The sequence below is a fragment of the Demequina sp. NBRC 110052 genome (genome assembly GCF_002090075.1).
Classification (GTDB): domain Bacteria; phylum Actinomycetota; class Actinomycetes; order Actinomycetales; family Demequinaceae; genus Demequina.
Genome location: NZ_BBRI01000003.1, coordinates 692,028 through 713,695 on the forward strand (window position 1 = coordinate 692,028; position 21,668 = coordinate 713,695).

The window sequence follows — 21,668 nt, forward strand, 5'->3', positions numbered from 1 at the left end:
GCAGAGAGTGCCCGGTGCGTAGTCAACGCCTGAGCAACTGCTTCACTCAGCAGCCTTGCCGAAGTGACGGTCAGTTCACGTGTTTCGGGGCGAACGAAGCGGACGTGGCGGCACTGGCCGTCACTTCGGAACGGCTCAGGCGTCGGCCTCGTGGGCGACGACGAAGTCCGCAATCGACTCCCGCACCGTGTGCTCAGGAAGCCACCCGAACTCGGCGCGCAAACGGTCCGCGGAGCCCGTCACCGTCGAGGCGTCGGTGGGGCGGACGCTCGCCGCATCCGTCACCAGCTCCGGCACCCCACGTCCCATCGCATCCGCGAGAGCGGCGAGGATCTCGGTGCCCGCGAGCGAGGCGCCCGAGGCGACGTTGTACACCGCGTGATCCCAGCGCGGCGCGGCGGCGAGCGTCAGATAGGCGCGAGCCACGTCGCGCACGTCCAGGTAGTCGCGACGCGTCGAGAGGTTGCCCACGGAGAGCGCCTCGCCCGCGGGGAGAGTGGACAGCCGACCGTAGAGGTCAGGGACGAGGAAACCCGCGCGCTGCCCCGGCCCGATGTGATTGAACGGGCGCGCGACGACCGTGCGGAGCCCGCGTCGACCGTAGTACTCCATCTGGTTCTCGACCAGCAGCTTGCTCACCGCATAAGGCGACGCCGCAGCCACCGGCGAGTCCTCGGAGAGCGGACTCGACGACGGAGCGTAGACGGCCCCAGAGGAGATCGTCACGAGGCTTCCCTCGTAGCCAGAACTCAGGAGCGACTCGCACATCAACGTCACCATCGACGAGTTCGCCTCGATGTAGCGCTGCGGCTGCCCGAACGACGGGCCCACCGCCGCGAGGCCTGCCAGATGGATGATCCCGTCAGCCTCAGCAAACTCGGGCCACGCCTGCGTCAGGTCGACGCTCACATAACTCGCGACGCTGGACTCGACATCGGGGTCGAGCCGCTCCGCGCGACCCACACCGTGCACGTCGACACCGCTCGCCTTCGCGAGCGCCGCGACGTGACGGCCGACGAAGCCGTCCACGCCCGTCACGATCACGGACCGGAGCGGACGCTGGCTCATGCCGACGGCAGACCCGCGCGCTGCTGCTCGAGGTCGTGCGCGACCATCAGCTTCACCAGCCCAGGGAAGTCAACCTTGCGCTCCCAGCCCAGCACCTTCTCCGCCTTTGTGGGGTCACCCAGCAGGATGTCCACCTCGGCCGGGCGCATGAACGCCGGGTTCTGCTTCACATACGGACGCCAGTCGTCGATGCCGATCTCAGCGAACGCGAGCTGCAGGAACTCCTCGATCGAGTGCGTCTCACCCGTCGCGAGCACGAAGTCATCTGCGGTGTCGTGCTGCAGCATCTGCCACATGCCACGCACATAGTCGCCCGCATAGCCCCAATCGCGCTTGGGCCACAGATCGCCCAGCTCGATGTGGTCCTGCAGCCCCAGGTGGATGCGCGCGACCGCGTCCGTGATCTTGCGCGTCACGAACTCCTTGCCGCGCCGCTCGCCCTCGTGGTTGAACAGGATGCCGCACGAGACGAACATGCCGTAGGACTCGCGATAGTTCTTGGCGATCCAGTGGCCGTACAGCTTCGCCACGCCATAGGGGCTGCGCGGGTGGAACAGCGAGTCCTCGTTGTACCCGGCGCCCGGACGGTTGTAGTCCAGTCCGCCGAACATCTCCGACGTCGACGCCTGATACACCTTCGTCGACTCCGCGCGACCCGTGGCGCGGACAGCCTCGAGCACGTTCAGCACGCCCTTGCCGGTCACGTCCGCGGTCAAGGTCGGGTTCTTGAACGAGTAGCCCACGTGGGAGATCGCACCCAGGTTGTAGACCTCGTCGGGGTTCGCGATGTCCATCGCACGCATCAGCGCCGCGGGGTCCGTCAGGTCGCCCTCGATCAGGTTCACGAACGGGAACTCCGCCTCGACCGCGGCCTTGCGGGGGTTGTTCTGCCCGCGGATCAGGCCGTGGACCTCATAGCCCTTCTCATGCAGCAGCTCCGCGATGTGGCAGCCATCCTGGCCGGTGATGCCGGTGACAAGGGCTGACTTGGGCGACTCGGACAAAGCTGTGACTCCTCGGGATTCGTGTCGGATACTGGTCGTAGCCTAGTCGAGGCGAGCGGCGCCCGGCGGCTGACTCCCGCTCAGGACGCCGCGGCGGCTGACCGGTCGAGCGGCACGCGCTCCGCCAGCAGTGGGCCTAGCGCGCGAGCTCCACCTTCGGTGAGATGCTCAGTGTCGACGACCACCGCGACACCATCGATCGCCGCTGGGCAACGGCCTTCCGCGTCGCAATACCACTGGAGCGTCTGGGGGTAGTGGACATTGTCGAGAGCGAGCTCGTCCACAACGGCGCGCTGGACTCGCGGCACCTCGACCTGCACGCCGCCGAGCGTAGCGAAGCAGTCAGACGGGCGGGAGAACGTCCACGCACACTCATCGATCGGTACGGATGAACGAAGCGAATCCAGGACGATCACGTCCTCAGTGAAGGTCGCGAGTTCGCTCAGCGTGGTGCGGAAAGCCTCGGTCCATTCGGCCTCCGCAGCTCCACCGGTCGCACCCGAGGCAAGGCGCCACATGGTGCTTGACGCCGTCACCAGTACGACCGCGTCAGGATGCACCCGCTCCAACTCGTCCATGAACGCCTGTGAAGCTTCGGCGCACAGCGCAGGGTCGCGATCGTGCGCGAACGTCGCGGTGCCGATGGCGATGAGCGGGCACTGGCCAATGGTGAGCGCGCGCACCTGGGCGTCTGGATACGCTGCCACGACGGCGGGCACGAACGATAGCGCGTTCGAGTCGCCAGCCACGTAGATCGTGCGATCGCCCTCGGGGTCGCCGAACCAGCACCGCTCATCGGCGATCTGTGCGGCCGCGCCGGCCACGCCCCACTCACCGAGGCACTCAGGGTAGTTATCCACGTATGCCGCCGACTCGATGACTCCTTCGCGGTCGTCCCAAGACGTGGAGGCAAGTGCCTGCTCGATCTGAGCGACGCGCTCGCGCTCCGCCGGTCCCATCGGCTCCGCCCACAGGTCGGCGAACGGGCTTACCGCAGCAGCTGGCTCCGCTGGCGCCGTCGGAGCGTTCGTCTCCGAAATCGCCGAGACCTCGTCGGCAGGTGGTTGCGGAAGGGGACGCACCACCACCGCAAACACGAGCGCACCGACAGCGCCGACGACGGCGCTCGCGCTCATGACGTTCGTCCATGCCTCACGTCGCGACCAATTCCACCGCGGACGCTCGCCGTGCCCGATCGCTCGAAGCGGCTTCTCCACCAGGCGGTACGAGAGCTCGGTCGCCGCGAACGTCAGGACGAGCGCCGCGACCCAGTTGATCACACGGTTGTCGAGCCTGAACTGCTGCACCATCGCGATCGCGGGGAAGTGCCACAGGTAAATGGCGAACGAACGATCCCCGAGATATCGCATCGGCGCATTGTCGAGCACTGCCGGTCCGGCGCCTCGCGCCCCGGACCAGACCACCAACGCAGAGCCGAGCACCGCAGGGATCGCCCACGGGAACGGGAATCCGACCGACTCCGACACCCACAGGCCGCTGAATGCAATCAGGGCCAGGCCAACATAGGCGATATCGACTCGAAGGCGGTCGATTCGCTCGGTCGAGACGCTCACGAGCAGAGCAGCGAAGACACCCACAGCGAGCTCCCATGCTCGCGCCGCGAGTGAGAAGTATGCGTGGCCAGGGTTCGCGAGCGTCATCCACGCGGACGCGCCGAGGAGCACCAGCACGACCAGCACCACTCCGACGCGCCGGCGCGCCACATCCTTCATGACACGAGGCGCCAGCAGCGCCGCCCCCATGATGGCGAGCGGAGCGATGATGTAGAACTGCTCTTCGACTGCGAGCGACCAGAAATGCAGCAGCGGGCTATCAGCCGCCCCCACGTTCGAGTAGTCCACGCCCTGAAGCGCGAAGCGCAGGTTGGCGACAAGCAGCAACGTCCAACCCGCATCGACCAAGGTCTCGTGCGCGCGGGCAGTGGACATCAGCCAGAAGGACATTCCGACCGTTGCAACGATGGCTGCCAGCGATGCGGGACCCAGACGCCATAGCCGGCGCCAGTAGAACGCCTTGAGCCCTATTCGCCCCTCGGAATCGAACTGGCGGAACAGCGCGCCGCCAATGAGGAAGCCAGAGATCACGAAGAACACGTCCACCCCGATGAAGCCGCCGGAGGGCATTCCAGTGAGGTGGTACGCCACGACGAGCAGGACCGCGACCGTGCGCAGACCCTGAATGTCACCGCGGAAGCGCGTGCGCGTCGTTCCTGCGGTCTCCGCCGCTGCCACTGCCTACTGCGCCCTGAGGCGGGCCACGACCTCCGAAGCGTCGCCGTCGACGACGATCCGACCGTGCTCGAGCAGAATCGCACGCTCGCATAGCTTGGCGATCATGTCGAGGTCGTGGCTGACGATGAGGAGGGTCTTGCCGGAGTCGTGCAACTCGCGGATGCGCGCCAGGCACTTGCGCTGGAAGGGCTCGTCGCCCACCGCGAGGATCTCGTCGACGAGGAAGATGTCGGGATCGGTATGCACCGCCACAGAGAACGCGAGGCGGAGGAACATGCCCGACGAGTAGAACTTGACCTCGGTGTCGATGAACTCGGGGATCTCCGAGAACTCCACGATGGAGTCGAAAGCCGCGTCGATCTCCTCCTTGGACATGCCGAGGATTGCCCCATTGAGATACACGTTCTCGCGCCCGGTGAGGTCCGGGTGGAAACCCGCACCGACCTCGATCAGCCCCGCCACGCGCCCGCGCAGGCCGACCATGCCCTCGTCGGGCGTGAGCACGCCCGAGATGCACTTCAACAGGGTGGACTTGCCCGATCCGTTGAACCCGATCAGGCCGACGATCTGGCCCGGCGGAATCTCGAACGAGATGTCGTGCAGCGCGGTGAACTCGTTGCGCTCCTCCGACTTGCCGCGGATCGCGCGCGAGGCGATCTCTTTGAGGGAACGTACGTGGCGGATGCGGAAGCGCTTGACGACGCCGTCGACGATGACGCTCGGTTCCATCACAGCTCCTGCGCGAACTTGTAGGACATGCGACGGAACGTGAAATCGCCGATGAGCAGGACGACCACCGACACCGCGCCGGCGATGGCCGCATGCGTCCACAGATCCGTCAGGACGCCGTCGGGGCGATCCAAAGGCTGAGCAGCCCCAGCCCAGAAGGCACGGTGGAAAAGCTCGACCGCAACCGTCAGGGGATTCGCGAAGTACAGATTGAGCAGCGCCGGATAGTCCACGAACGCATCGCGCACGAAGGACCACGGGTACAGCACCGGGGAGAACCACACCGCGACCATCGCGATCAGGTCGGTGATGTTCTCGATGTCGCGGAACGCGACGTTGATGGCAGCCGTGATGAGCCCGACGCCGAGCGCGAGGCATACGACGATCGCGGTTCCTGCGAGGCCGGCCAGGAGGCCCACGACATCCGGCGTCCAGCCGGACACGAGCGCTCCCAGCACGAGGATGACGACCTGCGGCGCGAAGTGCGCGAGCGCGACGAACACAGAGGACACCGGGAACAGCTGCCGCGGGAGATAGATCTTGCGAACCAGCGGTGCGTTGCCGGTCACGGAGCGCGTCGAGTTCGTGAGGATCTCGGTGAAGAGGTTGACGATCACCATGCCCGAGAACAGGAACACCGCGAAAGGCGAGATGCGCGCGCTCATCCCAAGAAACGTGCCCATCACGAAGTAGAAGACCGCGAACTGCACCGCAGGCTTCACATACGTCCATGCGAGACCCAACAGAGAGCCCTGATAGCGGACGCGCATCTCCTTGCGCACCACCAGCCGGAGCAGATACCGGTGCCGACCGATGTCGAACAGGCTCGCGGATCCCCCGGGCGCCGTCATCCCTGACGGCAGCACGGCCGCGGTACCGTCAGCCATCACGCCCTGGGTTCTCGGCGAAGATCTTCTCCCACGACTCGAACGACGTGATGTCCTTGAGCGAGCCTCGGTACGCGGCTCGCAGCGACGTCCACGAGCGACGGACCCTGCGCTGAAGGCGCACCGACGCACGCATCTGCTTGCGGAACCGTGCGCGGTCTCGCAGCAGCCACGCGTAGCCACTGCCCTCGGCATTCGTCACGAGCGTGCTGTCGAGGCTCGTGAGCACCCACCACTTCGCATCGTGGAACGTGACCGCGGACCGGGGCGCAGAACGGTCGAAGTCCGAGACCTTGGTGAAGGCGTGCTTCCAGGCGAGCCGCAGGCCGACGAGCGGGAGCAGTCGCGTGGCAGGACGGGGGACGCCGTCGCCCGCGTTGCGCGGGGTGTGTCGACCGACCTCGGGGTAGTCCGAGGGCGCCTTGCGGTAGTCGGCGTCGCTGTAGCCCTTGGCCATCGCACGAATCGCGGGAAGCCTCGTGCCAATCTCCGGCGCGAGCGAGGCGGGGCCCTCGAGCAGACTCTCGATCGCCGCGTGGCGGCCCGCGACCGTGTAGTACTGCATCGAGAAGAGGTGCTTGAGGTCGTTCGCGAACACGTCCCGCAGCGCGCCGCCGCCGTGCTTGAAGTCGGAGTACAGCAGCGCCACGATCAGTCGGTTGCGCGTGTGATAGAACGCCTGCCAGCCGACGAGGTCGTCCTTGTCGATCCACGACGTGTGCCACACGCCAGCGCCCGGCAGCGACACCGTGGGATAGCCCGCCGCACGGGCACGGAGGCCGTACTCGGCGTCGTCCCACTTGATGAACACAGGCAGCGAGAGACCGAGCTCCTTGATGATCTCGACCGGGATCAGGGTCATCCACCAGCCGTTGTAGTCCACGTCGGCGCGGCGGTGCATCCACTGGGTCGAGCGCAGGTTGAACAGCTCGAAGTCGTGCCCGTTGACGTAGCGCGAGTTCGCCGGCACGGGCTGCACCCGCCACGGCTCGACGCGCTCGCCGTACGTGTGAAGGACGGTGCGCTGCTGACGGTCGAACATGTGCCCGCCGACCATCGTCGGGGTGTCGGTGTGGTCCGCGAAGCTCAGGATCCTGAGGATGGACTCAGGCTCGATGTCGATGTCGTCGTCCATCAGCATCACGTAGTCGCTGCGGCCGGCCTTGACCGTCTCGTACATGCCGCGCGAGAAGCCGCCCGAACCGCCGATGTTGCCCTGCTCGACGATGCGGAGCTGATCGCCGAGCGCCTTCTTCCACTTCGGGAAGTCGGGGTGGTCCGCGACCTTGTCGCCACCTTGGTCGACCACGATGAGCTCGTCGAGCCGCGCGCGCACGCGCTCCTCTGACGCGAGAACCTCCAGGTTCGCGATGACGTCCTCGACCTTGTTCATGGTCGTCATGGCGAGCGACAGACGCGTCTCGCGGCGTCCGAGATCGTCCGCCACCATCCAGCGGGCGCTCGTGACGCGGAACTCGCCGTGCCCGGCGGCAACGTCGAACCAGTACCAGCCTCCGTCGGCGAACTTGCTCAGCGAGAGGTCGAAGACGCTCGTCGCGGAGCCCTCCACAGCGGCACCGTCCTGGCGCTGCGCGGCGCCGCGCGCGTTCGTGCGGAACACCGAGATGACTCCAGGACCCTCGGTCTCGACGATTAGGCGCACGGACCCGACGCGCGTCCATTCCTTCCAGTAGCTGGCGGCGAACGCATTGAAGTACGTGCCGAGGCTGACGGACTCGTCCGCGCGGAGTGCGAGGGCGTAGCGGCCTGCGACCACCGAGTGAGAGGCGTGCACAGCCGGTCGCTGGTAGGGAGGCTCCACGATCGAGCCGGGCGTGAAGAACGGGTTCTCCACCACGCCCGCGTGAGCCGCATCCACGTACAGCGGGAGAGCCGCGCGATCAGAGTCGCGCGGCAGCACCATGCGCTGGACTTCGCGCCACCCGTCGAGCGAGACGGCGGGCGCGGCGGCGCTTGCCTTGGTCTTCGGCACGGCGCTACCCCGCGTTCTTGCTCAGCTGGGGCGCGAGCTTGTTGTCCACCATCGACAGCGCCGAGCCGATCGCCATGTGCATGTCGAGGTACTGATAGGTGCCAAGGCGGCCTCCGAAGAACACGTCCTGCTCGCCGTCCATGAGCTCACGGTACGCCGCGAGCTTCTCGCGGTCCTCGGGCGTGTTCACGGGGTAGTAGGGCTCGTCGCCCTTCTCAGCGAAGCGCGAATACTCCTTGACGACCACGGTCTTGTCCGTCGGGTAGTCGCGTTCGGGGTGCAGGTGACGGAACTCGAGGATGCGCGTGTAGGGCACCTCCTCGTCCGCGTAGTTCATGACGGGAGTGCCCTGGAAGTCGCCCACGGGGAGGACCTCCTGCTCGAAGTCGATGGTGCGCCACGACAGGTCACCCTCGCTGTAGTCGAAGTACCGATCCACTGGGCCGGTGTACACCACAGGAATCCTGCCGACGACGGCTTTCTTGTTGATGGGCTGCGACTCGTCGAAGAAGTCGGTGTCGAGCCGCACCTCGATGCGGGGATGATCGGCCATGCGCTCGAGCCATGCGGTGTAGCCGTCCACGGGCAGGCCCTCGTACTTGTCGTTGAAGTAGCGGTTGTCGTACGTGTAGCGCACGGGCAGCCGCGAGATGATCGAGGCCGGGAGCTCCTTGGGATCGGTCTGCCACTGCTTCGCGGTGTAACCCTTGATGAAGGCCTCATACAGCGGGCGCCCGATGAGGTTCACGCCCTGCTCATCGAGGTTCTCTGGATCCTTGCCTCCCAGCTCCGCTGCCTGCTCCCTGATGAGCGCGCGTGCCTGCTCCGGTCCATGCGCGGAGCGGAAGAACTGGTTGATGGTGCCCAGGTTGATGGGCATCGGGAAGACCTCGCCCTTGTGGGTCGTATAGACCTTGTGCACGTATGGCGTGAACGACGTGAAGCGATTGACGTACTCCCACACGCGCTCATTCGACGTGTGGAACAGGTGGGTGCCGTAGGTGTGCACCTCGATGCCCGTCTCGGGCTCGGGCTCGCTGTACGCGTTGCCGCCCAGGTGCGGTCGGCGATCGATCAGCAGCACGTTCAGCCCGTGCTCCTCGGCCATCCGCTCTGCGACGGTGAGGCCGAAGAATCCGGAGCCGACAACGATGAGGTCGGTCAAGAGGAAACTCCCGAATGGTGAGAAATGAACTGCTAGAAGGTTACACGCTCAGCACAACGAGCCCGGGGTCTCGAACGTGCCAGGGCCGTGGTCGCCACGCAGGGCGAGCGCATGTCCGCAGGCAGCCCATCGGTTACGCTTGAGCCGCCTCCCGCGCGGGCACCGTGGTTGTGGGCACTCAGGAAGGCGGACGCATGGCTGAATGGTGGTCGCTCGTGCCGGCGATGGCGATCGGTGTCGTGCTCGTGGTCGTGCCCGGCCTGGCGGTGATGCTCGCATCGTTCCGCGTCGCTCCCCTTCACCTGCTCGCCGCACCTGCGCTGTCCGTCGCGATCCTCGCCATCTCCGCCGTGATCGCGGGCGCCGTGGGCGTGCCGTGGTCGGTGCTTCCTGTGCTCGCCGTCACCGTCGCGCTCGCGATCATCGGCCTCATCCTGCGACGCTTCGTCCCCCAGGTGGCGGACGGCCCGGCATTCTCGCAGGCGACTGGCTGGGCGCCGTTGGCGGCCGTCGGCGTGGCCGGCATCATCCTCGCCTGGCGACTCATGGATGCGTTCGTCTCGCCCGAGAGCATCTCTCAGACATTCGACGCGGTCGTGCACCTGAATGCGATCGAGGGCATCCGGGAGACCGGCAACGCCTCAGCGTTCGCGATCAACACACGGGCAGGTGCGCCGTTCTATCCGAACGGCTGGCACGCGTTCACCTCCCTCGTCGCGCAGCTCTCAGGCCTCGGCGTTCCGCAGGCCATCAACGCCTCGAACGTCGTGATCGGCGCCCTCATATGGCCCGCATCGGCGCTCGCGATGGCGGTGGCCTTCTTTCCCAGGAGCCTGGGCGCCGCGATTGCGGCCGGTGTGGGCAGCGTCACCATGGGTATCTTCCCCTACATCCCGCTCTTCTTCGGCGTGCTGTACCCGAACCTCATCGGCTACTCGATGCTAGGCGGCACCGCCGCTCTGCTCTTCGTGGCGCTCCGCCCAGGGGGCCGACTCTGGTCACGTGAGACGCTCCTCCTCGCATTCATGCTCGGCGGTCAGGGAGTCGCGCACCCCAACTCGCTGCTCGCGGCGGTGGTGCTCGCCGCCCCGGTCCTGTTCTGGGAGCTCGGCCGACGGATCGCCGCGGACCGCTCGCGGAGGACGATCATCGCCGCCGCCGCGACCGCCTCGGGTGTGATCCTCGCGTCCATGGTCGTGTGGCTCCTCGCACGCACGTCACGCGAGTCCTCGGGATGGCCGCCGTGGGCGAGCCTTCCCCGCGTGCTCGGCGAAGCCCTCACGATCGCGCCATCAGACCTGCCGTTGCTATCGCTCGGCAGTCTCGCGCTCGCGTCGTCGATCGTGCTCGCGATCCGACGTCCGGCGCGCTTCGAGTACCTCGCCCCCTTCGCGGGCGCGACGGTGCTCTTCCTGCTCGCGGCGGGAGTCGACACCTCGAGCATCGTCCGCAATGTGCTGACCAACCCCTGGTACTCGGACCCCTTCCGGCTCGCGATGCTCCTGGGTCCCGCCGCGATCCCGGCGATCGCGATGGTCGGGTCGGAGATCGAGGCGTGGCTTGCACGGCTGCACGCTCAGGGCTCCCGCATCACGGCGCGCCCGGTGCTCGCCGGGGTCGTGGCAGCGGTGCTGATGCTCGCGGCGATCGCCGCTGACCGCTCCGTCGACGACGCGGTCGCGCGCACCCAGCAGACCTACACGACCAGCGATGACTCCGCACTTCTCTCGACGGACGAGCGCGCGCTCCTCGAGCGCGCGGACCCGCTGATCGACGATGGCGCGCTGGTCGCAGGAAGCCCCCGTACAGGCGCCAACCTCATCGACCTGTGGGCCGACGTGGTCGTCGTCGACTATCACATCTACCCGCATCACACCGAGGACGAGGACTACGTCAACCACCACCTCGCGGACATCGACTCGGATCCCGAGGTGTGCGCAGCCGTCGAGCGCTCCGGCATCCGCTACGTCATCGACTTCGGGGAGCGCGACGTGCACAACGCGCGGACGAGCTACTGGGACGGCATTGTCGATCTCGAGCCGGGAGACCATCTCGTGCTCCTCGACTCGGAGGGCGAGGATGCGCGCCTGTTCGCGATCGTCGGCTGCGGGGACTAGGCGCACCGCTGCGTGTTAGTGTTTCGGTTGCTCTCGCGCGCGCGGAGCACAGCCGAGCCGCGCGCCGTCTGCAACCGTTTCTAGGGAGTTTGGGTGACCATGTCGTCGGAGCGAGTCATCGCCGCAATCGTCCCCTGCTACAACGAAGAACTCGCCGTAGGCACGGTCGTGCGAGACCTGCTCGCCGCGGTTCCAGGCATCGTCGTCTACGTGTACGACAACAACAGCACGGACCAGACCCGCCGGGTGGCCGAGGAGGCCGGAGCGATCGTCCGGCTCGAGACTGCGCAGGGCAAGGGCAGCGTCGTGCGCCGCGCGTTCGCCGATGTCGAGGCCGACATCTACGTGATGATCGATGGCGACGACACCTACTCGGTGGACGCGCTCCCGGGAATGATCGACACCCTTCTCGATGGCCCCTACGACCACGTGCTCGGGGTGCGTCGCGAGGTCTCGGACACCGCGTACCGCCCCGGACACGCGCTGGGCAACCGCGGCTTCAACTACCTCACCGGAAGCATCTTCGGCAACCAGGTCTCCGACATGCTCTCCGGCTACCGCGTCATGTCTCGGCGCTTCGTCAAGAGCTTCCCCGCACTGTCGCGCGAGTTCGAGATCGAGACCGAGCTCACGGTGCACGCCATGAGCCTGCGAGTGCCGCAGACGGAGGTCGAGGTGGGCTTCAAGGACCGGCCCGAGGGCAGCGAGAGCAAGCTCCGCACCTACCACGACGGCTTCCGCATCTTGCGCCTCATCGGCCAGCTCATCCGGCACGAGCGCCCGCTGCTGTTCTTCGGATGGATCGCCGTCGCCATGACGGTGATCGGCATCATCCTCGGCATTCCCGTCGTGCTCGACTATCTCGACACGGGCGAGGTGCTGCGCATCCCCACGGTCTCGCTCACGATCACCGCGCTGATCCTCGGCGCCCTCGCGTTCGCGATCGGCCTCGTGCTCGACGGAGTGCTGCGCTCGCGTCGCGAGCACGGTCGTCTCATCTACCTGCTGCACTCCCCGCCGCGCTGAGGCACTCCACGCTGAGCCTGCCTGCGGCATCAGGCGCCGCCATGTCCGCGCGGCCCGAAAGGACCTTCGAAGTGAAGATCGCGATCGTCTTCGACTGCTACTTCCCCGTCACCACCGGCGGTGGAGAGCGTCTCTACGGAGCGATGGCCCGCGACCTGGGCGCGCTTGGCCACGATGTCGAGTACCTCACTGCCGTCGATCCGACCACGGCTGAGGCTCCCGCAGGCTTCCGGGCAACGCAGATCTCGCCCGGCCTGCACTTGTACGACGCCGACGGCGTGCGGCGGCCTCAGAGTGCCCTGGTGTTCGCGTGGGCGCTCTTCAAGGCGCTCCGCAAGCGTCGGCGCAGCCTCGATGCGGTCGTGGTCTCGGCGCTGCCCGTGCTCAATCTCTTCGCCGCCAGGATTGCGCTGGCCGGCTCGCGCACAGCCATCGTCGCCGACTACCTCGAGGTGTGGGGCCGCAAGCAGTGGCTCGAGTACTCCGGAGGGGTCGTCGGCACCGTCGCGTGGGTGCTGCAGCGGTTCGCGGTGCTCGCGTCCCCCGCGGCGTCCTGTCACTCTCTCCTCACTGAGGACCGGCTCCGCGTAGAGCGCTTCCGGGGCACCATGCTCCGCAGCCCAGGCCTCATCGACAATCCTGCGCAGGTCGAGGCGAGGGCCGAGGCCGATGCGCCTCCTTACATCGTGTACGCGGGTCGTCACATCGCCGACAAGCGCGTCGAGGCACTTCCCGCGGCGGTCGCCATCGCTCGTCAGGCTCTCCCCGAGCTTCGTCTCGTGATCCTCGGCAAGGGCCCGACGACGCCACGGGTCGAGGCGGCGATCGCTGCCGCAGGCGCCGAAGGATGGGCGACGATGCCCGGCTTCGTCTCAGAGAGCGAGCTCGCGGAGCTGATGGGCGGTGCGAGTGCGCTCGTCAACCCTTCGAAGCGGGAGGGCTACGGACTTGTCGTCGTCGAGGCTGCTGGTCGCGGGACCCCGAGTGTGCTCGTCGCCGACCCGGACAATGCGGCGATGGAGCTCGTGGAGGAGGGCGTGAACGGCTTCGTCGCGCCCTCGATCGCCGCGGAGGACCTGGCAGCAGCTATCGTGCGGGCTGCCTCGGGCGGAACGGATCTGCGCCGCTCCACCAGGGACTGGTACGACGATGCGGTGGTGACCAAGACAGTGACACGGACCGTCGAGCGCTTGGACGCCTACCTGCGCGCAACTGTCGAGGCTCTCCGGGGGGTCAAGTGATGCGCGTCCTCATCGTCAATGACCTCGCTCGCGAAGGTGGCGCCGAGCTTCAGACCTTCCGCGAGGCGAAGCTGCTGCGACAGCGGGGTCACGTCGCCAAGGTCCTCACCTTCGATCATGGCGTGGCCAGCGTCGACACCGACGAGCACACGAACTTCCCGATCCGCCGCTCCATTCCGCGCATGGGTGCGCAACAGTTCCTTCCAGACCCCACGCTCGTCATGAGGATCCGTCGGGTCGTGCGCGAGTTCCAGCCCGACCTGATCCACGTGAACAACATGTGGAAGACGGGCGTGAGCATGCTGCGGTCGGTCGGCGAGGTGCCCGTGGTGCAGACCATCCGTGATTACGCGACGGTATGCCCCAAGGGCACGGCGGTGGATCGAGAGATGCGCGCCTGCGAGGGATACGCCACCAACGACTGCGTCGCGCGCTGCGGCATCTCGACGTTCCAGCGGATCCAGCTGCTTGGGCTCAGGTCCTTCAATCCGCAGCGGGCGCGGGTCGTCGACCAGTTCCTGTGCCCCAGCAGCGCGCTCGCCGAGACTGCGACGGGGAACGGGCTGGCGACCCGAGGGCTTCCCAATCCGTTCGACTTCGACGTGCTGGTTCCCGAGGAGGAGCGGAATACACCGGGGGACACGCGGGACTACCTGTTCTACGGGAACATCTCCAAGCGCAAGGGCATCGTGGAGCTGCTGCTCGCCTGGGAGGCGTTCGCCGCCAGTCGGCCCGATGCGCGTCTGCTGCTCGCGGGCGGGGTGCACGAGGACTTCGCGAGCGAGATCGACACATGGCTCGCGCGAGTGCCCCAGGTCGAGCACCTCGGCCGGCTCGACAATCCCGCGATCATGGCGCTGCTACCGACGATCCACTGCGTGGTGGTCCCGTCCCTGTGGCAGGAGAACTACCCGAACACGGTGCTCGAAGCCCAGGCGAACCGGACTCTCGTGATCGGCGCCAACCGCGGGGGCATCCCCGAGCTCATCGAGCGGCCCGAGTGGATGTTCGACATCACCGTCGATGGAGAGCTCCTCGCGTGCCTCGAGCGCACGTGGGACTTGACGGACGAGGAGTACGAGGGGGCGGTCGCGCATGGATACGACCGTGTGACCCGCGACAATACTCCTGAGGTCTTCATGGATCGCCTTCTGGGGGTCTTCGACGAGGTTCTCGCGCGCCGCGCGTCCTAGTCGTCTCAGTGACCGCTCCGGGCCGTTCGGCGCCCGGTTCGAGCACGCCTCGGTGGTAGTGTGAACGTCCGTTGCGGGGCGCCTTGCCGCCCCTCTCAGACAGAGTGGAATGAGTGGGACGTGGTCGATCAGCGTGTGATCGTGACGGGTGCGGCAGGCTTCATCGGCTGGGCCACGTGCGAGGCCCTGCTTGCTCGCGGCGCGACCGTGGTGGGTGTGGACAACTTCAACGACTACTACGACGTCGCCCTGAAGGATGCCCGTGCCGCACGTCTTGAGGCGCACGAGTCCTTCACCATGCACCGTCTCGATATCGCCGACGCCGACGCGGTCAAGCAGCTGGTATCCGACGTAGACCCTTACGTCGTCGTGAACCTCGCAGCGCAGGCCGGCGTGCGCTACTCGCTTGAGCGTCCCGACGTGTACGTCCAGTCGAACCTGGTGGGCTTCCTCTCGATCCTCGAGGCGTGCCGCGCGCAGGTCGAGTCGGGCGCCGCACTGACCCATCTCGTGTACGCGTCGTCGTCGTCGGTGTACGGCGACAGTGCGGACGCTCCCTACTCGGTGGCGCAGAAGTCCGACGAGCCCGTCTCGCTGTACGCGGCGACCAAGAAGTCGAACGAGCTGATGGCCCACGCCTACTCCTCAGCGTTCGGCCTCCCGTCCGTCGGGCTGCGCTTCTTCACCGTTTATGGGCCCATGGGGCGACCCGACATGGCGTACTTCAAGTTCACCAACAGGCTCGTCAAGGGTGACGCGATCGAGGTGTACAACGGCGGCGACATGCTGCGCGACTTCACCTACATCGACGACATCGTCGCGGGAGTCCTGTCAGTGATCGACCGCGGCGCAGAGGTTGTTCCCGCCGGGGTTCCGCACAAGGTCTACAACCTGGGCAACTCGCATCCGGAGAAGCTCGGCGACTTCATCCTCACGCTTGAGCGCTGCCTGCGCGACAACGATCTCCTCACGACACCTCTGCAGCGCAAGGACTTGCCGATGCAGGTGGGCGACGTCTATCAGACATTCGCCGATATCGAGGAGTCCAGCCGCGATCTTGGCTTCGCGCCAACGGTCGGGATGGACGAGGGTCTGTCGCGCTTCGCGCGGTGGTACGCCGAGTACTACCGCGACGAGAGGTCCTGACGCCTGCTCAGCGTCGGAGCGCGGTCTCGTAGGCGGACGCAACGTCCTCCCAGCGGTACCTGGCCTCCGCACGGGCGCGACCGGCCGCGCCCAACCGGTCGCGCAGCGCAGCATCGTCCGTGATGCGCGAGACCGCCGCAGCGAACCCCGCCGTGTCCCCGGGCTCGACGAGCAGTCCCACCTCGCCATGCGGCACCACCTCCGAGATGCATGACGTGCGCGCCGCGACGATCGGCTTGCCGCTCGCCATCGCTTGCGCGAACATGACCCCGAAGGTCTCGTACATCGAGTGCGAGACGAACACGTCAGCCGCGGCGTAGTGCGCAGGCAGGTCCTCCTCGGAGACATAGCCGACGAACCGCACCGTCTCCTCGAGTCCTTCCGCGAGACGCCGCAGCCGTTCCATCTCCGAGCCTCGACCGACGATGACGAGGCGGTAGCGATCCGGCTCGTCGGCGGCGAGCACACGCACCGCCTCGATGACCTTGTCCACTGCCTTGACGGGCGCGAGCCGCTGCACTGCCAGCAACACCGTGCGGCCCTCGGCATCCCACGAGGCGCGAAGCTCACCGACGGCCCGCGCATCTGGCGCCTGGAAGTAGGCAGCGTCGGCACCATAGGGGATCACCGTGGCGCGCGAGGACCAGCGCGTGCGCTGCGTGTCGAACTCGGAGATCGTGATCACCTGGTGCGCCGCGCGGAGCGCGAGCTCGGCGTGCGCGCGCATCCACCACGGGATCTCCGAGAGCACGTCTGTGCGCCCGACGAGCGCGATCACCACGCGATAGCCGAGCAGCCGCGCGGCGATCGCCGCGAACCCATGGGGGAAGGCATAGTGCAGGTTCACAGTGTCCTGCTTCGCGGTGGAACGGTGCCGCCACAAGTAGCGGATCTGTCGCCACGCGAGCACGTCGCCCACCTTCGCGAATACCGAGTCACCACGCGGTGTGTCGCGTAGACGCACGACCTCGTAGCTCGCGTCGCGCGTCAGGTCGTCGGCCGTGAAGTCACCAGCCCCGGCCGCGGGGATCGGCGTGACTATCGATACCTTCGGCTCCACAGGGAAGCGCTTGAAGATCTCGTGGATCCCTACCTCGGCGCCGCCGACGATCGGGAAGAAGGTGTGCGTGAGCACGTGGTAGGCCATGGGGGCACCTCGCGGGAAGGGGTTCATCGACGGAGAACGGCTCCGTGCGCGCCTCCGCAAGTCTACCGGCGGCCTCGAGGCCGACTGGGGCTGGCCCACCGCGTCACGGGGTGCCGGGCGCCAGGCGATATCAGCGGCGCAGGAGAGCGACGGTGGCGATCAGGCGTCGGCGCGTGTGGGGCAGCGCAGCAACGATCGCGCCGTTGAGCGCGGCAGCCGTGAGCGTGGCGACGATAAGCGACAGCACGTGCGGCCAGTGCGCGGTGCCCGTCACCACGAACCGTGCGGACCCGGCTGCGACGGCGAACAGTGCGACGATCAGCGCACCGCCGCGCACCAGCTTGGACACCGGCAGACGCAGGTCGTAGCGGAGCCACAGCAGCCCGATGGGCCAGCTGAGGAACTCGCCGACCGCATACCCGACTGCCGCTCCCTCGATGCCCTGCGCAGAGCCCACGAGCACGAGCAGCACCGAGAGCGGCTTGGTGACCAGGGCGAAACGCATGAGGGTGCGCTCCCGGTCGTATGCGAGGAATGCCCAGAAGTTCACGAAGGCGAGCACCGTGAACGCTCCGCCGGTCGCGAGGATGGCGAGCACGGGGACCGACTCGCTCCACGAGTCGCCGAGAACGAACGGGACGAGCGCGGGCGCGGTCCCGGCAGCGACGCCGTAGAGAAGCACTCCGGCGAAACCGATCAGCAGCTGGACCTGCACGAGGATGTCGAAGAGTCGGCCGCGATCGTCGCGTTCTCGCGACAGGGTGGGGACGACTACGTGGTTGAGCGGCGTGAGGATTGACTGCAGAGGCACGACCACAAGCTGATAGGCGCGCTCGTAGAAGCCCACCTGTGCTGACGAGTACCGGACGCCGATGATCGCGGTGGGGGCGTAATTGGCGATGTAGGTGAGGAAGTTAGAGACGCCGATGCGCAGACCGTCAGTCACCAAGGGGCGCGTCTGCACGCCGCGTCGGGGTGCGACGGGTCGCCAGCGTGTCGCGATCAGGCAGGCGACGAGCAGGACGAGCGAGTTCGTCATGAGCTGACCCACCAACGCCCAGTACGACGCACCGGCGAGAGCCGCGACCACGGCCACCACCAGCGCGGCGCCCTGCGCGCCGGTCTCGATCGCGCCGATCGCGACGTAGCGATTGGCGCGCGCGAGCTGGACCTTGAGCTGCACCTGGAAGCCGTTGAACAGCAGGACGAGCGCCAGGACGGGCACCACCGCACCCAGGAGCGGCTCGTCGTAGAGTCGCACGAGAAGCGGGGTGGCCGCGGCGAGGAGCACTGCGCCCAGGGCGCCGAGTGTGCCGTTGATCCAGAAGAGATTGCTCGCCTGCTGGTGCGTGAGCTCTCGCGCCTTGAGCGACGCGGTCGAGATGCCCATGTCGCGCAGCAAGTCGCCCAGAGAGATCGCGACAGCCACCATGGCGATGAGCCCGAATGCCTCAGGCTCGAGCAGGCGCGCCAGCAGCGGAATCGAGGCGAGCTGAACCAGGATCCTCGCGGCCTGGAACACGATGATCGTGCTCGCGCCGCGGGTACCGGCGCGCAGGTTGTCACTCACCCCGACATCCTCCCACCGTGCCGGTGTCGCGCGGTTCAGCGAGCCTTGACGGTGACGCCGGTGGCGTTCGTCCAGGTGGCGACGACCTTCTGGAAGTTCTGTCGCGTCGTGGAGGAATCGACGCGGAACTCGTCGCCGAGCGGGAAGCCCCACGAGCCCGTCGGGCCGCCTGCCGCGGCGTAGGCACCGGCGAAGGCGTAGCCCTTGCGCAGGTAGCTGCCGACACCGCTGGTGGTCCAGTAGATGGTGCCCTTTTCGAACTGCTGGTACCAGCCGCCGCTGATGGCGGTCTCGGGACCGATCGGCTTGCCGATGACCGCCTCCCCGCCACGAGCGTTGTAGGCGCTGAGGATTCCGTACTTGACGGTGTACACCGGGTCGGGCGCGGTGCTCTGGGTCGTCACACCGTTCGCAGAAGTCCACGTCGCGGTGACGTTCTGGAACTTCTGCTGGCTGCCGCCGGTGATGCCGTACTCGTTGCCAAGGGGCCAGCCCCACGACCCTGCAGGGCCTCCGGCAGCTGCGTAGGCGATCGCGAAGGCATAGCCCTTGCGCATGTAGGTCTTCTCGCCCTCGACGGTCACGTAGATCGTGCCGTTGGCGAACACCTGGTACCAGCCACCTCCGATCGCGACCTCGGTGGCGGTGGGCGCTCCGGTGGTGGCGCTTCCCCCGGCCGCGGTGTACGCGTCGACGATGTGAGAGCCGACGCCCTCAGCGGTGTCGCGCACCGTCACGGTGACGCCCTTCGCGGAGGTCCAGGTGGCGGTGACCTTCTGGAACTCCTGGCGTGAGCCTCCCGTGATGGAGAACTCACTGCCGAGCGGCCAGCCCCACGCGCCTGCGGGTCCGCCAGCGGCGGCATAGGCGATCGCGAAGGCATAGCCCTTGCGCATGTACGCGGTCTCGCCCTCCGCGGTCACGTAGATCGTGCCGTTGGCGAATACCTGATACCAGCCGCCATCGAGCGCGACCTCGTCGCCCGCGGGGGCACCGACGCGGTTCTTGCCGCCGATGAGGTAGTAGGTGTCGACAACGTGCTCGCCGACGCCCTCGGCGGTGTCGCTGGGCTTGGTGGTGACGCCGGTCGCCGAGGTCCAGTTGGCGGTGACCTTCTGGAACTCCTGCTGCGAGCCGCCGGTGATCGAGAACTCGCTGCCGAGCGGCCATCCCCACGAGCCTGCCGGTCCGCCCGCGGCGGCGTACGCGTTCGAGAAGGCGTAGCCCTTGCGCATGTACGCGGTCTCGCCATTGGCCGTCACGTAGATCGTGCCGTTGGCAAACACCTGGTACCAGCCGCCATCCAATGCGACCTCGTCACCAGACGGTGCCCCGGTCCGGTACTTCCCACCGATGGCGAAGTAGGTCTCGAGCACGTGGGCTCCGACGCCCTCGCCGGTGTCGCTGGGCTTGGTGGTGACGCCGGTCGCCGAGGTCCAGGTCGCGATGACGTGCTGGAACTCCTGCTGCGAGCCGCCGGTGATCGAGAACTCGCTGCCGAGCGGCCATCCCCACGAGCCTCCGGGTCCACCCGCGGCGGCGTACGCGTTCGAGAAGGCGTAGCCCTTGCGCATGTACGCAGTCTCACCATTGACGGACACGTAGATCGTGCCGTTCGTGAACTCCTGATACCAGCCGCCTGCGAGTGCCACCTCGGCGGCGGTCTGCACGCCAGTCTTGGTCGCTCCGCCGATCGCGTTGTAGTACTCGAGCACGTGGACGCCCACGTCGATGCCGCGCGTGGACCCGAACCAGTCGGTGAAGTACAGATAGAAGTTGCGGTTGCCGTACGAGCTGCAGGTGTCGCCCGTTCCGTAGCCAGCGTTGAGCGCGGCCTGGTTCGGCACGTACGGCGTGTAGTTGTACAGACCGGCGGTGGCCTGGTTCTGGATGTACACGCTCGCCCTGCTGCAGGCGCCGGTCGAGTAGGTGTATGGGTGGTAGGCGATGAAGTTCGTCTGTCCCGCGCGATAGCCGTAGCTCGTGGGGTACGCCTTGTAGCGCTTGAACTGCAGTGCGGCGTTGTAGAGCTGGTTGAACAGGCCGAAGTACTGCGCGTCGCACGGCGCAGTGTCGGGGCACGCGTACCCGGTGGCCTTGTCGTAGCGGTACGAGCTCGGCCACTGGTGCGTGATTAGGCCCTGCTCCTTCTGGAGGAGCACGATCAGCACCTTCTGGCTGACTCCGCAGGCGCGCGCGACGATGTCGATCACCTGCGCGGCCGTGACTCCGCTGCGCGCGTCGACGGCGGTGCACAGCACGGTGCCCCCGGAGGTCATGACCGTGTTCTTCGCGACGGTCGACGTCACGTAGTCCTTGATGCAGACGATGTCGCTCGGGTTGTTGTCCCACTCGGGGTGACATGTCGGGACCTTCTTGTTGAGGAAGGTCTGGATCTCCGACGCGGTCATCGCGTTCGAGTCGTAGAAGACCGAGTCGCTCATGATCATGCCCGGATCGAAGCCCGCGGTCGTCACCGCCTGCGCTTGCGCTGCCTGCGCGAACTGCATCGCGAGGGCACCGGTCAGCGTCACGGCGGCCGTGAGCACCGCCGCCAGCACGCGGCGAATCGTCATGCTCATGAGATCGTCACCTGTTCGGGGCTGCTTGAGCCCGCGAAGCCTGCGGAATCGTACGAGATGACGAGCGTCCAGGTACCTGACGAGAGCGAGGACAGGGGGATCGCGAGCCCCGCGGCGCAGTCGGTGGTCGTCGCGGATGGCGCCCCTGCTCCCGACGCGGTGAGCGTGGTGGCGCCCGAGGTGAGCGTCATGGTGCACGTGCCGGTCGACTCGACGACGCCTGCGATGACCGCCGCGGCGACGAACGAGCCGCCCTCGGTGCCGTAGCGGGTGAGCGAGACGTTCACCGTCGCCCGCTCCTGGTCGCCCGTGGGCGTGGGGGTGGCGATCGGGTCGTCGGTCGCGACGCCGTCTCCGGGGTCGTTGCGGTCGTCGCTTGGCGTGGCCGAGGGGGTCGGCGAGGCAGTGCCCGACGCGGTGGCCGAGGGCGAGGGAGCGGTGGCGGTGACGCTGGGCGTGGGCACGTCCACGTCGCCGAGGCAGCCGCTGAGGGCGAGCACGGCGGCGGATGCGGCGGCGAGCGCGGCGGCTCGGGCGGTGCGGCGCAT

16 protein-coding genes are annotated in these 21,668 nt (G+C 67.3%); 5 read left to right on the forward strand and 11 right to left on the reverse strand.

The genetic code is table 11. The features are described 5' to 3' along the window. Positions 1–135 precede the first annotated feature (135 nt). From B7K21_RS10745 to glf, 7 genes are all read right to left on the reverse strand, one after another. Complete coding sequence (locus B7K21_RS10745) at positions 136–1,068, reverse strand: NAD(P)-dependent oxidoreductase (protein ID WP_084075411.1); 933 nt, start codon at positions 1,066–1,068, stop codon at positions 136–138. Beyond that, complete coding sequence (locus B7K21_RS10750; protein WP_084075412.1) at positions 1,065–2,072, reverse strand: GDP-mannose 4,6-dehydratase; 1,008 nt, start codon at positions 2,070–2,072, stop codon at positions 1,065–1,067. The genes B7K21_RS10745 and B7K21_RS10750 overlap by 4 nt, the downstream gene beginning before the upstream one ends. A gap of 80 nt (positions 2,073–2,152) precedes the next feature. After that, on the reverse strand, positions 2,153–4,324 hold the full coding sequence (locus B7K21_RS10755) for an acyltransferase family protein (protein WP_084075413.1): 2,172 nt from the start codon (positions 4,322–4,324) through the stop codon (positions 2,153–2,155). Between the two features lie 3 nt (positions 4,325–4,327). Then, complete coding sequence (locus B7K21_RS10760; RefSeq protein WP_084075414.1) at positions 4,328–5,053, reverse strand: ABC transporter ATP-binding protein; 726 nt, start codon at positions 5,051–5,053, stop codon at positions 4,328–4,330. After that, positions 5,053–5,940, reverse strand: a complete 888-nt coding sequence (locus B7K21_RS10765; RefSeq protein ID WP_084075415.1) for an ABC transporter permease — start codon at positions 5,938–5,940, stop codon at positions 5,053–5,055. The genes B7K21_RS10760 and B7K21_RS10765 overlap by 1 nt, the downstream gene beginning before the upstream one ends. Then, on the reverse strand, positions 5,933–7,933 hold the full coding sequence (locus tag B7K21_RS10770) for a glycosyltransferase (RefSeq protein WP_084075416.1): 2,001 nt from the start codon (positions 7,931–7,933) through the stop codon (positions 5,933–5,935). Before B7K21_RS10770 ends, B7K21_RS10765 begins: the two co-directional genes overlap by 8 nt. A gap of 4 nt (positions 7,934–7,937) precedes the next feature. Continuing rightward, positions 7,938–9,098 (reverse strand): UDP-galactopyranose mutase, encoded by a 1,161-nt coding sequence (glf, locus tag B7K21_RS10775; protein ID WP_084075417.1) that lies wholly within the window; start codon positions 9,096–9,098, stop codon positions 7,938–7,940. A 194-nt stretch (positions 9,099–9,292) separates the two neighbouring features. Between glf and B7K21_RS10780 the strand changes: the two genes are divergently transcribed. The 5 genes from B7K21_RS10780 to B7K21_RS10800 all read left to right on the forward strand — a co-directional run bounded on the left by B7K21_RS10780 (position 9,293) and on the right by B7K21_RS10800 (position 15,821). Next, positions 9,293–11,215: a DUF6541 family protein gene (locus B7K21_RS10780; RefSeq protein ID WP_084075418.1), complete on the forward strand. Its 1,923-nt coding sequence runs from the start codon at positions 9,293–9,295 to the stop codon at positions 11,213–11,215. A 99-nt stretch (positions 11,216–11,314) separates the two neighbouring features. Further along, positions 11,315–12,241, forward strand: a complete 927-nt coding sequence (locus B7K21_RS10785) for a glycosyltransferase (protein ID WP_084075500.1) — start codon at positions 11,315–11,317, stop codon at positions 12,239–12,241. 71 nt (positions 12,242–12,312) lie between these two features. Then, positions 12,313–13,482 (forward strand): glycosyltransferase family 4 protein, encoded by a 1,170-nt coding sequence (locus tag B7K21_RS10790; RefSeq protein ID WP_159448497.1) that lies wholly within the window; start codon positions 12,313–12,315, stop codon positions 13,480–13,482. After that, a complete protein-coding gene (locus B7K21_RS10795) occupies positions 13,482–14,675 on the forward strand; it encodes a glycosyltransferase (RefSeq protein WP_084075420.1) in 1,194 nt (397 codons plus the stop codon). Before B7K21_RS10790 ends, B7K21_RS10795 begins: the two co-directional genes overlap by 1 nt. A 120-nt stretch (positions 14,676–14,795) precedes the next feature. Next, positions 14,796–15,821 (forward strand): SDR family NAD(P)-dependent oxidoreductase, encoded by a 1,026-nt coding sequence (locus tag B7K21_RS10800; protein ID WP_144016187.1) that lies wholly within the window; start codon positions 14,796–14,798, stop codon positions 15,819–15,821. 7 nt (positions 15,822–15,828) lie between these two features. Here B7K21_RS10800 and B7K21_RS10805 read toward each other — a convergent pair whose 3' ends face one another. The 4 genes from B7K21_RS10805 to B7K21_RS10820 all read right to left on the reverse strand — a co-directional run bounded on the left by B7K21_RS10805 (position 15,829) and on the right by B7K21_RS10820 (position 21,668). Next, on the reverse strand, positions 15,829–16,968 hold the full coding sequence (locus tag B7K21_RS10805; RefSeq protein ID WP_159448498.1) for a glycosyltransferase family 4 protein: 1,140 nt from the start codon (positions 16,966–16,968) through the stop codon (positions 15,829–15,831). A gap of 130 nt (positions 16,969–17,098) precedes the next feature. Next, a complete protein-coding gene (locus B7K21_RS10810) occupies positions 17,099–18,538 on the reverse strand; it encodes a lipopolysaccharide biosynthesis protein (protein ID WP_159448499.1) in 1,440 nt (479 codons plus the stop codon). Positions 18,539–18,573: 35 nt separating this feature from the next. Continuing rightward, a complete protein-coding gene (locus tag B7K21_RS10815; RefSeq protein ID WP_084075424.1) occupies positions 18,574–21,120 on the reverse strand; it encodes an LGFP repeat-containing protein in 2,547 nt (848 codons plus the stop codon). Further along, a complete protein-coding gene (locus B7K21_RS10820) occupies positions 21,117–21,668 on the reverse strand; it encodes a hypothetical protein (RefSeq protein ID WP_084075425.1) in 552 nt (183 codons plus the stop codon). Before B7K21_RS10820 ends, B7K21_RS10815 begins: the two co-directional genes overlap by 4 nt.

Bases quoted from the DNA above. Each gene is read 5' to 3' on its own strand.
- B7K21_RS10765 (WP_084075415.1), bottom strand. From the start codon at position 5,940: ATGGCTGACGGTACCGCGGCCGTGCTGCCGTCAGGGATGACGGCGCCC.
- B7K21_RS10820 (WP_084075425.1), bottom strand. From the start codon at position 21,668: ATGCGCCGCACCGCCCGAGCCGCCGCGCTCGCCGCCGCATCCGCCGCC.
- B7K21_RS10815 (WP_084075424.1), bottom strand. From the start codon at position 21,120: ATGAGCATGACGATTCGCCGCGTGCTGGCGGCGGTGCTCACGGCCGCC.
- B7K21_RS10795 (WP_084075420.1), top strand. From the start codon at position 13,482: ATGCGCGTCCTCATCGTCAATGACCTCGCTCGCGAAGGTGGCGCCGAG.
- B7K21_RS10760 (WP_084075414.1), bottom strand. From the start codon at position 5,053: ATGGAACCGAGCGTCATCGTCGACGGCGTCGTCAAGCGCTTCCGCATC.
- B7K21_RS10780 (WP_084075418.1), top strand. From the start codon at position 9,293: ATGGCTGAATGGTGGTCGCTCGTGCCGGCGATGGCGATCGGTGTCGTG.
- B7K21_RS10805 (WP_159448498.1), bottom strand. From the start codon at position 16,968: ATGGCCTACCACGTGCTCACGCACACCTTCTTCCCGATCGTCGGCGGC.
- B7K21_RS10745 (WP_084075411.1), bottom strand. From the start codon at position 1,068: ATGAGCCAGCGTCCGCTCCGGTCCGTGATCGTGACGGGCGTGGACGGC.
- B7K21_RS10785 (WP_084075500.1), top strand. From the start codon at position 11,315: ATGTCGTCGGAGCGAGTCATCGCCGCAATCGTCCCCTGCTACAACGAA.